Origin of the sequence: Amycolatopsis palatopharyngis, from assembly GCF_003385185.1 — a bacterium.
GTDB classification, from domain to species: domain Bacteria; phylum Actinomycetota; class Actinomycetes; order Mycobacteriales; family Pseudonocardiaceae; genus Amycolatopsis; species Amycolatopsis palatopharyngis.
In genome coordinates this window covers 34,412-46,927 of sequence record NZ_PQHZ01000010.1, presented here as the reverse complement: position 1 = coordinate 46,927, position 12,516 = coordinate 34,412, and the positions used below count along the sequence as shown (strand labels likewise).

The window sequence follows — 12,516 nt, the reverse complement described above, 5'->3', positions numbered from 1 at the left end:
GCCGCGTGCTGTCAGGCGGTGAAGTCGAGCTGGAGGATGCCTCCGGAGAAGCCGGGCCGCAAGGTGGCCTCGACCCGCAGCACCTGGGCCCGCACCTGATCGAATCGGACCGTGTGGAGCAGGTCCGGGTCGGTGCCGTAGGTCGACGCGCCGGTCACCGGCCGCCACGTGCCGCCGTCGAGCCACAGCACCCGCCACGACTCCGGCACCCGGCACTGCCCGAAACCGGTGTCGTCGAACCAGTAGACCGAGGCCTGCGACACCGCGCGCGGCTCCCGCAGGTCCAGCTGCACCCACTCGGTACTACCCCGGCGGTCCCACCAGGTGAATCGCGGGATCGACGTGTCGGCCGAACTGGCAGGCGAGCGCCCGTCGTACAGGGCCTCGTAGGAGTCGCTCCCGTTGATGTGCGAAGCGACGGCATGCGGTAGCAGCCGCCACTGCCGACCGCCCGATCCCGGTGTGGTCGTCGGGAACGAGGTGATCCGCAGTCGCGCCGCGCCCATCGGGATCAGCGTGATCGTCTCGATTTCGGCAGCCGACCTGGCCGGGCTCGGCTGCAGCAGGCCGACGACGTTCTCGCTGTCGGCCTCCCACTCCGCGATGCGTTTGGCCCGCGCCCGCAACTGAATCGGCGCGCCCTCATGGGTGAACGGATTCGCACCACCCTCCACAGCGCGCTGTACGACGTCGAAGCGGCCGTCGGCGGGCAGCACGAGGCCGTAGTTCCACGGAGATTCGGGGTACATCGCCAGTTCCGGCCAGTCGGGCGTGCCTGCGAATCGCTCCACCCGTTCCTCGATCCGCAGGGAGTACGTCAGCGGGCCACGGTCCACGGAAACGGAGTCGTGGTTGTCCTTCCACCTTCGCGTGGACGTGCGCATCGGCAACCGCAGGGTCAGCCGGTCGCCGTCGTGCCACGTGCGCTCCACCTTGGCCCAGTCACCTGCGCTCGTACGCACGGGCAACGGCTCGCCGCCGAGCCGGATCGTCGCGTCTTCCGCCCATCCGGGTATCCGGAGATATAGCGGGAACGACACCGGTTTGGACGTCGCCACGGTGAAGGTCACCAGGTCGTCGAACGGATACTCGGTGTCCTCGGTGATCGCGACCTCGGTTCCGTCGCCGACGAGGGCGCGCACGTCGCACGCGGAATACATCGAGGCGGCAAGGCCCGCGTCCGAGGTCGCGAGCCACAGTTCCTCGGTGAAGTACGGCCAGCCCATGCCGTAGTTGTGCGGGCAACAGCGGTACTCGTGCACCGCGGGTTTGTAGGCCTGCATCGGGAAGCCGTTCTGGAACTGGCCGTGCTTGAGTTCGTCGTCCAGCTGGATGCTGTTGGCGCTCGTGACGTAGTGCAACACCCGCTGCTCCGCGTCGTAGGACGCGGGCAACAGGTTGAACGCCAGCTCCTCGCACCGGTCGGCCCACCCGATGTCGCCGGTGAACCGGGTCAGCATCTGGAAGCTGTGCATGAACTCGACGATGCCGCACGTCTCGAACCCCTGGCGGGGATCACCGAAGCCAGGACGACAGTTCTCGTCGCCCGCGAACCCACCACCCGCGAACTGGCCGTAGCGCCCCATCACGGTCTCGTAGTTGCGGTAGGTGGCGTTCCGGAACTTGACGTCGCCGGCGAGCAGTCCGTACTGCAGCGGCTCCCGGAAGCCCTGCGCGAGGTTCACGTTGTGCCAGTTCGGGATGCCACTCGTGTAGTCGGCGGAGCCCTGGTGCATCTTCGTCGCCAGATCCAGTAACCAGCCGTCCCCGGTTCGGTTGTAGAGCCAGTAGACGCTGTCGATGTTGTCGCCCCAGCGGAACGCACCCCACGAGCGGTTGAACACTTCGGGCGGCTGGTTGTTCTGGAAGGCGAAGTACTTCGTCATGAACGGCAGGACGGCATCGTCACCGGAATACTCGTGCCACGATCTCAGGGCACCGAGCAGGGGCATCCCCGGCCAGAAGTCGGGGCCGCCTTCCAGCGACGTGCGCAACCCGTTCGGCCCGAACCAGCCGTCCGAGGCCTGCGTGGCCATGATGCCCCGGATCCATCGCTCGGCCTTGGCGAGAACGTCCTGGTCGCCGGTCACGTAGCCGAGGTCGCCGAGACCGCGCAGCCAGTACGGCAGTTCTTCCCACGCCCACTTGCCGGGGTCGACCCAGCCGTTGGTCTCGTAGACCAGGAAGTCGGACACCTCGTCGTAGCGGCCGCTCAGACCGTTGACCTGCAGGTCGAGCTGCTGCCGAAGCCAGCCCCTCGCTCGTACCGCTCCGGGCGGGAGCTTCTGGAAGGGCACCGGTTGCAGTGGTGCCTCGTTCGGCACGTAGTGGCCGCCACGGGAGGGGCGGGGACCGCCGGTGGCCGTGCGAATCCCACCCTCCGCGGCTCCGGCCACGGGCATCGGGAGTCCCGTGGACACCAGGGCGGCGCCGCCTGCCAGCGCCAGTCCGCCCAGGAACCGACGACGGCCGACGGCCGGTCCGGTCCGAGAATGCCTGGGGTGATCGTGGTTGAACGGCTGCCGACTCATGGAGACCTCGTCTCAGACGGTGGGCACGACTCGCACATTAAGATTCAACTTCCAACGGAAAAAGTCAATATTCAACATTGACATCGTCGGCATGTTGTCTACCTGCTGTCCTGACTACGCTGCGCATACGCAGTTCGCGCTAGGTATGCACGGCTGCGCCGTGTGGTGGAACGTGTCGCAGTTTCCCTTGACGCGATGGAACCTGTTGGGTTTTGTTTAGAACTCGACGATTTCCCGCACTCCAAGTCCGATATCGGCAAGGAGCAAGAGATGCGACACAGACGATCAACGGTGTTCGTCGCCACCGTGCTGACCGTGCTGCTGGGCCAGTCGTTGTCAGCAACGGCCACCCCGACCAGCACGACCACGGCCGACGAGACGACTCGTCCGGGGCTGAAGGGCGAGTACTATACATCCAGTGCGCCGGGCGCCTTCGATTTCGCCGAACACAAGGCGACGATCCTGGACCGTAACGTCGAATTCGGTGACCTCAACCCGATCTTCGACTCACTCACCGGGCAGGCGGACAACACCGCCGCCAGATGGACCGGCAGGCTGCGGCCCGCCGAATCGCAGGAATACACGTTCTCGATGATCGGCGACAACGGCTTCCGGCTCTGGATCGACGGTCAGCTTCTGATCGACAACTGGGAGGACAACTGGGACGTCGAGAAGTTCGCCGAACCGATCTCGCTCGATGCCGATCGCGCCTACGACATCAAGGTCGAGATGTTCGAGCATCACGGGGGCTCGAACCTCCGCCTGTTCTGGCAGAGCCCGATCCTGGACAAGCAGGTCGTACCGGCCGAAGTGTTCTCCGTGCCGGAAGGCTGGAATCCGCCCGGCCCGATCACGGCGAAGCTCGGTACCGACGGCACCGTGCTGTCGATGGACTTCGAGGACCAGATCGAGACCTTGCCGTCCTCCGCGCCTGAGCACTTCACCGTCGACGTCGGCGGTACCTCGTGGCCCGTCGAATCGGCCGGTCTCGATCCCGCGGATGCCTCCGTCGTCGATCTCGGGCTCAGCGAACCCGTCCCCGGCGTCGGCAACTCGGTCATCCGCGTGCTCTACGACGGCGCGGGCGGCGTGAGCAGGAGTGAGGGAACCGAACTCGAGGCGTTCAACTCCCCTGTGGACAACAACTCCACCTACACCATCACCTCTCGCTGGGCGGACGACGTCGATCCGGACAACCCGCTGCCCGAGTACCCGCGTCCCCAGCTGACTCGCGATGAGTGGCGCAACCTCAATGGCACATGGGAGTTCGCGCCAGCCGAGGAAGGCTCGTCCCCGCCGTTCGGTCAGACTCTGGACGAGCGCATCGTTGTGCCGTTCCCGGTCGAGTCCAAACTGTCCGGACTGCAGCGGCACGAGGACCGGATGTGGTACCGCCGCACGTTCACCGTGCCCGAGAACTGGTCGAGCCAGCGGATCAAGCTGCACTTCGGTGCCGTCGACCAGCAGGCCGTGGTCTACGTCAACGGAGAGCAGGTCGCGACCCACACGGGAGGCTTCGACGCCTTCAGTGCGGACATCACGTCGGCCCTGCGGCCCGGCGGCGAGCAGGAACTCGTCGTCGGCGTCCACGACCCGACCGATCAGGGCACGGGCGCCGTGGGCAAGCAGCGCCTCAATCCCGGTGGCATCTTCTACACGTCCGTCTCGGGCATCTGGCAGACGGTCTGGATGGAGCCGGTATCGAACGCGTCGGTCAGCAGACTCGATATGACTCCCGACGTCGCAGCGGAGGAGCTCGATCTGACGGTGCGGGCGGACGGCGCGACCGACCAGGTCGTCGTCGCCACGGCCTACCGGAACAAGAAGCCCGTCGGAACCGTGACCGGCCAGGCCGGACAGGCCCTCTCCTTGCCGGTACCTAAGCCGCGGCTGTGGTCGCCGCGAACCCCCTTCCTCTACGACCTGAAGGTGGAGTTGCGGGACCCGGCGACCGAAGAGGTGATCGACTCCGTCGGTAGCTACTTCGGCATGCGCACGATCAGCAAGGGCATGGTGGACGGCAAGCTGCGTATGCTGCTCAACGGCGAACCCGTTTACCAGCACGGTCCACTGGACCAGGGCTTCTGGCCGGGCGGCATCTACACCGCACCCACCGACGAGGCGTTGAGGTACGACCTGGAGCAGACCCGCCGGATGGGCTTCAACACCGTTCGCAAGCACGTCAAGGTGGAGCCCGCCCGCTGGTACTACCACGCGGACAAGCTGGGACTCATCGTCTGGCAGGACATGCCGTCGATGACCGAACCCCCCGCGACCGCCCAGGGCAGAGCACAGTTCGAGCACGAGCTCCGCGAGATGGTGGCCGAACACCGGTCACACCCCTCGATCACGATGTGGGTTCCGTTCAACGAGGCGTGGGGCATCTACGACGCGGGCCGCATCGCCGACATGGTGAAGGGCTGGGACCCGTCTCGGCTGGTGTCGGCGAACTCGGGGTCCAACATCTTCCGGCCGGACCCCGGAAACGGTGATCTCGTCGACGACCACGTCTACGTCGGTCCGGGAACACCGCGTCTACCGTCCGACACCCGCGCGTCGGTGCTCAGTGAGTACGGCGGGCTCGCACTCTCGGTGTTCGGCCACCAGTGGACGGGAACCGGTTGGGGCTACAACACCGAACCGGACACCGAAGCGCTGACCGAGCGCTACCTCTCGCTGAACGAGCGGCTGAAGTACCTCGCGGCCTGCAACGGCCTGAGCGCGTCGATCTACACGCAGACCACTGATGTGGAGACCGAGCTCAACGGCCTGATGACCTACGACCGGGATGTCGACAAGATGGACGTCGGCGCGATCAGAGCGTCCAATCTGGACCTGATCAACTCCGGTAGTCATCCACAATGCACTGAATGACGGTTCAGGGGACTCGCGGCGCGCGTCGTCGCGAGTCCCCTTTTCCGTCCCCGGTCAGGAGAACTGAATACCTCCGTCGATCATCACGGATTGCCCCGTCATGTAGTCGGAGTCCACGGACGCGAGGTAGGAAACGAAGGCGGCCACGTCCTCGGGTACCGAAACCCGGCCGAGATGGATCAGTTCCGAGTACTTCTTGATGGCCGCTCCCTTGCGCAGCCCCTCGTTCTCCGCGAGTTTCTCATCGATGTGATCCCACATGGCCGTGCCGACGATGCCCGGGCAGTAAGCGTTCACCGTGATGTTGTGCTGGGCCCATTCCATCGCGGCAGCTTGCGTCAGCCCCCGGACCGCCCACTTTGAAGCGGAGTAGGGTGCGAGCAGCGGGAACGGCCGATAGGCCACGATCGACGCCGCCCCGATGATCTTGCCACCGGAACCCTGGTCGATCATCTGCCTGGCGGCGGCCCGATAGCAGAGGTACACACCGCGCAGGTTGATCGACATCAACTCGTCGAACTCATCAGGAGTGGTCTCCAACAGCGGTTTCACATGGGCGACCCCGGCGTTGGCGACCATCACGTTCAGCTGCCCGAGATCGGTCGCCACTCGGTCCACCATCGTCTGTACCGCGTCCGGATCGGACACATCCGCCAGGACGGCCGTCGATCGACTGCCCAACGCCTCGATCTGTTCCGCCACCTCCTTGAGCTGTGCGCTGTTGGCCTCGATGTCGTTGACCGCGACATCGAGGCCGTCCGCGGCCAGTCGCAGCGCGATACCCCGGCCAATACCTCGTGCGGCACCCGTGACGAGCGCCACCCGGGCTGTTTCTTCTCCTGCGGTCATGACTTCCTCCTAGTTGCCCGGCGAGCGGGGGTGGTCATTTCTGCTCCTGAACCGACATTTCTCCGAGCCTGGACCAATCGTCCTGCGGAACCGTCGCGTTGATGATCCGTGGAGTTTCCGCGAGGTACGGTGGAAGTGACTGCTGTGCTGCCCTGAAGTGCTCGGAGTTGACGTGTGCGGCACCAGCGGCGTCATCGCGAAAGGCCTCGACCAGAACGTATTCGTTCGGATCGTCGACACCGCGGGACCAGTCGTACCAAAGGCATCCTGGTTCGTTTCGGGTTGCCTGAGTAAAGGAACTGGCGATGTGGGGCCATTGATCGGCATACTCGGGACGCACCCGGAACTTCGCGGTAATGAAGATCATTGCTTTCCTTTGCCTGTCTTCTGGGGACGTTTTCCGCGCGGTTCTTCGCGCACCCGATCAGGGAGTGAGGATGGCGCGGCCACGGATGCGGCCCGCTTCGAGATCGTCAAGGGCGTCTTGGAAGTCCGCGAGCGGGAACTTGGTCGTGTGCAACCGAACCAGTCCCTGCGCGGCCAGGGTCATCAACTCGCACAGGTCGGTGTAGGAGCCGACGAGGTTGCCGATGAAGTTGATCTCGGCTGAGATGACATCGATGGTCGGGACGTCGATGTTCTCTCCGTAGCCGACCACGTGGTAGTCACCCGCACGGCGCAGCATCGCCGTACCGTCCGCGGTGGCGCCACCTTCCCCGACGAAATCGATGACCGCTTCCGCTCCGTGCCCACCGGTGAGCTCGAGGACCTCCTCGACCTGGCCGCCTTCGGCGATGATGCCGTGGTCGGCGCCTATGTCCATCGCCAGCTTCACGGCATCGGGATTGCGGTCGACGACGACGAGTTCGGCGGCGGTGATGGCCTTGAGCACCTGAATCCCGATGTGCCCGAGTCCACCGGCGCCGATCACGACGCAGCGGTGTCCTGGCCGCAGGGTGCGTGCGGCCTTCGCCGCGGCGTGATACGCGGTCAGGCCGGCGTCGGCAAGGGCCGCCACGTCCGACGGTTCCAGGGAATCGTCGATCCGGACGACACTGCGGGCCGAGGTCTTGAGGTACTCCGCATACCCTCCGGCCGTGTCGATGCCGGGAAAGAGCGACTGACCGCAGTGCACGTCGTCACCGGCGCGGCAGGCGGGGCACAGACCACAGGTGATCAGGGGATGCACGATCACCTTGTCACCTTCGGCGACGTTGGTGACCGCGCTGCCCGCGGCGTGTACCCACCCCGCGTTCTCGTGCCCGATGGTGTAAGGGAGAGTCACGCCGGATTTCTGCGCCCACTGGCCTTCGAGGATGTGGATGTCGGTCCGGCACACCCCGGCCCCACCGATTCTGACGATCACGTCGTGCGGTCCCGTGACCTCCGGTGCTGGCACCTCCACCATGCTGAGCTTCTCGCCGTAGCCGGTGACCTGGACTGCCTTCATGGTGTCTCTCCTTGAACATCGCGGGCACCGACGCGAGCACCTGCTCGCGCGCGTGGCGCCTGGTCGTGCACGGAGTCCGGGTATCGGGTCCGTAACAGGTCGCGGCAGAAATGGGCGTTTCCCTCGATCGAGATCCGGACCGATCGAGCGAAGCGCAGCCGGAGGGGAACCTCGTCGCGCGGGTAGGGACTGCCGTGGTCGTCCACGAGTACCCTCGCCCCGCCCGCGCGGCTCAGTCCGATCGCTTCCCGCCGCCGCAGCAGGGCCCGGGTGGCAGGCGCCTCGGGAAGATCGTCGAGGGTGATCTCGTGCAGGTCCTGTTCGGCGAGGTCGGGATCGCTTCGCAACAGCGCGGTCAGCGACCGCTCCATGGCCGCCGTATGCGCCTTGCGGCGGAACGTCAGCCGAAGCTCCTCGAGATCCTGCGCGGCCTCGTCCCCGAACGTACCGCGGTAGCCGGCATCCGCCGCCAGACCTCGGTTGATCCTGTCCGAGTCATGATGATCGTCCAGGATCACCACCACGCCGGTCGCCTGAGGCAGACCGGACAGGGCGTCCTTGGCATCCGCGACCATCAGATATGCGAAGTTCGGCGCACAGAACGACGTCGGCAGTCTCAGGTGGACGGTGAAGACCCCGGAGGGCGACACCTCAAGGGAGCGGACGAATCCGAGGTCGGTGATCGGCTCATCCAGCTCCGGATCGAAGACCTCGTCCAGCGCCGCGCGCGCGGCTTGTTCCAGTGGTTCCGTGCCCATCTCAAGCCGCCACCGGTGCGGTGATCCCGAGACTCTCCGGCACCTCGATGTCGTACATCGCGGCGGCGTTGAGACCGAGGATCTTCTTCTTCTGGTCAACCGTGATGGGTGCGTACTCGGTCATGTCCTCCGGGATCTGGAAGTCGACGAAGCGCTCCACCAGCCAGCGCGGCGTCCAGAGCGCGTAGTCGCTGGAGAACTGGATCCGGTCCTCATCGAGCCAGTAGAGAAGTTCACCGATGATCTGCGCGAAGTACCGTGGCCTGCTGTGAATGAACGGCATCGCGACGGCGAGACCGGCGTGCACGTTCGGTTCCTGTGTCGCGATCCAGCAGAAGTCCTCGAGGCGCGGCAGGCCACAGTGCTCGACGACGAAGTTGAGCTCCGGGAAGTCGGTCGCCGCCTTGTCGACATCCGCGACGTCGAAGGCGTCGCGGTCAAGGGGCCGAATCGTCGGTCCTTTGTGGATATGGATGTTGCGGATTCCCAGTTCCTGACATGCGTCCAGGTACCGGTAGGACCACAGATCGTCCAGCTTGTAACCACGGGAGTCGTCCCGCCACTCCGCGGTGTAGAGCTTGCAACCCTTGAGTCCGAACCGTTCGGCGTCCCGCCGCAACTGGTCGAGCCCGGCCTGTTCGAGACGCGGATCCCAGCAGTGGTTGTAGGTCAGCTTGTCCGGATGCCGCTGAGTGAGCGCGAATGCTTCCTCTGCCTGGCCGAAGCCGTTTCGGTAGAACGCACCGAGGTGCGCGGGCTGGAAGATGGCGTGATCGACGTATCCGTCGGCGAACAGATCCTTCATCAGCCGGTCGCCGCCGTAGTAACGGAACTCCTCGTACGACCATAGTTCGGATTCGGGACTCAGGTTGCGATGGTAGTCGTAGAAGCAGTCGATGAATTGCTTACCGTGGATATTGCGCTGGTTTTCCACGCGAGCGTCCCAGAGTGCGATATGCGCATCGAGGATGTAGTACGACTCGCCATTCTTGCTGTACATGTGCATCCTCCAGATTTGTGCCAGTTTTGCTGCGTTGGCAGGGATGCTAGGCGGGGCCCACAGGAGCGGGGCGTCAACGATGTCTCAGTTTGAGACCGCGGCCGTATTCGGACGAAAACGATTCAGTCTTCACCAAACGCCACTGGTGACTCCGCCGGAACGGTCGCAGGACACAGTGAATCCCGGCCACGCAAATGCCGTAGCCGGGCTGCCGAATGCTGGAGCGAGGCGTCAGTCGGGCGTACGGATGCCGTATTGCGTGATCTTGCGGTAGATCGTCGCCCGGCTCATACCGAGGATCTCCGCGGCACGGGTGACCGTGGTGCCCGGCTCGGTGAGACAGCGCGCGATCTCGTCCCGCTCGAGGGTTTCGATCCGCGTCAACGTACGCGTCGGCCCGCACAGCACCTCGGGGGGCAGGTGCCGGGCGTCGACGACGTCGCTCCTCGCGGCTGCCTCACGGACGACCCTGCGGAGTTGCTCAGCGTTGTCCGGCCAGTGGTAGGAACGCAAGGCACGGGACGCCGCGGGGGTGAACCGGACCTCGCGGCCGCGAGCTCGGTTGCCGAAGTGTTCGGCCAGCGGAAGGATGTCATCGACCCGCTGCCGCAGTGGCGGGAGCTCCACCACAGTGTCGATATGGCGCGCGAGCGCGTCCGGAATCGCGGTCGCCGCACTGGCGGTGACCGTAAGGGGACGTCGAGCGTGCGCCGTGACAATCCCGGCCAGTTCCGTGGCCGCCCACGAGGGCAGGGCGTCCACCCCCGCCGCGATGACGCTGGTGCTGTCCTTGGCGAGTTCGGGGGTCCACAGGGTGAGCCACCACTTGGTATCGCGCGGATTCGGCGGCCGGGCGTTGAGGATCCGGTCGTGCGGCTTCTCCGCACGTATGGCCGCGGTCAGCAGGGCGGTCCTACCGGCCCCCTGCTCCCCGACCACCCCGACCGACAGCCCTTCGGCCAGCGCGGCCCGAACCTCGGTCATCGCGGTTCGCCACGGTCCGGAGAGCTCGGAAACAGGAGCGGAATGCGCCGCGGCGTTCATCAGAAAGACCTCACCGCGAGGCGTCGGGCGTGGCCGCAGCCCGTGACCACGCGACAGCATCAGCGCCGCGGTGTGTCCGGCAGCCGTCTGGGCGAGGGCGAGCAGCAGGTTCGCGGACTTCTGCGACCAGGTGGTCAGGTTGACGCTGCCGAGCAGGCGTCCGTGTACGGGGTCGAGTACCGGGACGGCCGCGCAGGTGTAGTCCCGTAGTCCGCTGCAGTAGTGCTCGTCGCCGCGGACCAGCGAGGGCGTGCGGTCGGCGAGCGCGAGACCGAGGCCGTTGGTCCCTGCCTCCCGTTCGGAGAAGGCGAAGCCGGGAGCGAGATAGGTCTTGTCGAGGGCGTTGACCAGCTCACGGTTGTGACACGTGCGACTGAGGACGTGACCGTCCTCGTCGGTCAGCATCAGGCCGATCGGCTCGTTGGCGAGCGTCTCGTACAGGCCGCGCAGGACCTCCTGGCCGCATTGGAAGAACAGTGACTCGTCGTCGACGGAACCGATGAAGACCGGATCGACCCTTTCCGCGGGTGCCCCGTAGTTGTGGCTGCGGCGCCATGACGCCGACAGTCGCGGCGTCGCGGCGACCGTCGCACCACCCGTACGGACCCGTTCGGCGAGCTCATCCATCCGGGCACCTCCTCGTGCACCTCGCTGGCCGGTACCGACTGTGACACAGCCAGCCTCCAGTACAGTGTGACCGGCGTCTCAAATTGAGACGGCACGTGTCAGCGCTGCCGCTCAGTGGAGGTCTGCGAGCCAATCGCGCAGCTCGGCGCCGAGCCCGGTCCGCGTAACGCCTGCCGTGCTCCAGCGGGACGACACGGTCATCGGCCGCCCACAGCACCCGGTCGACCCAACCCGGACAAGCAACACCCCTCACCACCACGGCCACCCCTTCGCACTTTCCCGGGAAAGTGCGATGACTGGGCGCGCTTTCCCGGGAAAGTGCGACGAAGGGGGTGGGGTGGTTGTCGCAGGTGTGGGAAGTCGCTCAGTGGGTAGCACGCACTCATGATGACGACCGTTCTCCTGCTCCTGCTGAGCTTCGTCATGATCCTCGCGGGTGCCTTCGCGTTCACCAACGCCGTGGAGTGGGCCGGGATCCGGCTCGGACTCGGCCATGGCGCGGTCGGCAGCGTACTGGCGGCCGTCGCAACCGCCCTACCCGAATCGACCATTCCGGTCATTGCGATCATTTCGGGCGAGGAAACCGGGCAGATCGCCATCGGCGCGATCGTCGGCGCGCCGTTCCTGCTGGGCACCCTCGGCATGGTCATGGTGGGTGGCACCGCGCTGCTCGCGAAGAACCGGCGCGAACAGGGTGACCGGCTGAAACTGCATCGGCAGTCCACAGTGCGCGATCTGTCCGTTTTCCTGGTACTGCTCACCACCGCGCTGGTGCTCGGCCTGATCGGGAACAAGGCCGTGAACATCGTGGTCGCCATCGCTTTCGTGGCCGGCTACGGCGTGTATGTGTGGCGGACGGTGAAACACGGTGGTGAAGCAGGTCAGGAGGACGAACTGACCGACCTGTTCTTCGATCCGTCCAAACAAAACCCGCCGAGGAACATCCAGATCATCCTGCAGATCGTGGTCAGCCTCGCACTGATCATCGGGGGCGCCCACCTGTTCGTCACCGAGATCGAACACATCTCGAAGACGCTCGGCATCGCGCCCCTGGTGCTGGCGCTAGCACTCGCGCCGCTGGCGAGTGAACTGCCGGAGAAACTCAACAGCGTGCTGTGGGTCCGCCGGGGCAAGGACTCCCTCGCACTGGGCAACATCACCGGCGCCATGGTCTTCCAGTCCTCCATCCCGATCTCGATCGGACTGGTGTTCGTCGACTGGCGCCTGCAGGCACCCGCGGTCGTCGCCATGGTCTGCGCACTGATCGGCGGTGCACTCGCCCTGATCAACGTGCGGTTCTTCAGTCGCTTCTCCGCGCCGTGGGTACTGACCTGGCTCGCCCTGTATGCCGGCGCCTTCACCTATGTCTTCGCGGCAGGCTGA

9 protein-coding genes are annotated in these 12,516 nt (G+C 65.6%); 2 read left to right on the top strand and 7 right to left on the bottom strand.

The window, feature by feature from the left end:
• Positions 1–11 precede the first annotated feature (11 nt).
• Positions 12–2,531 (bottom strand): beta-L-arabinofuranosidase domain-containing protein, encoded by a 2,520-nt coding sequence (locus D0C15_RS10150; protein ID WP_116043313.1) that lies wholly within the window; start codon positions 2,529–2,531, stop codon positions 12–14.
• A gap of 270 nt (positions 2,532–2,801) precedes the next feature.
• Between D0C15_RS10150 and D0C15_RS10145 the strand changes: the two genes are divergently transcribed.
• A complete protein-coding gene (locus tag D0C15_RS10145) occupies positions 2,802–5,405 on the top strand; it encodes a PA14 domain-containing protein (protein WP_162829983.1) in 2,604 nt (867 codons plus the stop codon).
• Between the two features lie 54 nt (positions 5,406–5,459).
• On the opposite strand, the gene D0C15_RS10140 is transcribed toward D0C15_RS10145, so the two are convergent.
• From D0C15_RS10140 to D0C15_RS10115, 6 genes are all read right to left on the bottom strand, one after another.
• The gene (locus tag D0C15_RS10140; RefSeq protein ID WP_116043309.1) at positions 5,460–6,254 is read right to left on the bottom strand and encodes an acetoin reductase; all 795 of its coding nucleotides are present in this window, start codon (positions 6,252–6,254) and stop codon (positions 5,460–5,462) included.
• 34 nt (positions 6,255–6,288) lie between these two features.
• Positions 6,289–6,621, bottom strand: coding sequence for a putative quinol monooxygenase (locus D0C15_RS10135; RefSeq protein ID WP_116043307.1), 333 nt, complete (start codon positions 6,619–6,621; stop codon positions 6,289–6,291).
• Positions 6,622–6,678: 57 nt separating this feature from the next.
• A complete protein-coding gene (locus D0C15_RS10130) occupies positions 6,679–7,704 on the bottom strand; it encodes an NAD(P)-dependent alcohol dehydrogenase (protein ID WP_116043304.1) in 1,026 nt (341 codons plus the stop codon).
• Entirely contained in the window at positions 7,701–8,462 is a 762-nt protein-coding gene (locus D0C15_RS10125; protein ID WP_116043301.1) for a metal-sulfur cluster assembly factor, read from the bottom strand. The genes D0C15_RS10130 and D0C15_RS10125 overlap by 4 nt, the downstream gene beginning before the upstream one ends.
• 1 nt (position 8,463) lies before the next feature.
• Positions 8,464–9,462: an amidohydrolase family protein gene (locus D0C15_RS10120; protein WP_116043298.1), complete on the bottom strand. Its 999-nt coding sequence runs from the start codon at positions 9,460–9,462 to the stop codon at positions 8,464–8,466.
• 231 nt (positions 9,463–9,693) lie between these two features.
• Positions 9,694–11,133, bottom strand: a complete 1,440-nt coding sequence (locus D0C15_RS10115; RefSeq protein ID WP_116043296.1) for an AAA-type ATPase lid domain-containing protein — start codon at positions 11,131–11,133, stop codon at positions 9,694–9,696.
• 387 nt (positions 11,134–11,520) lie between these two features.
• Here D0C15_RS10115 and D0C15_RS10110 point away from each other — a divergent pair, with 387 nt between their 5' ends.
• The gene (locus tag D0C15_RS10110; protein ID WP_162829982.1) at positions 11,521–12,516 is read left to right on the top strand and encodes a sodium:calcium antiporter; all 996 of its coding nucleotides are present in this window, start codon (positions 11,521–11,523) and stop codon (positions 12,514–12,516) included.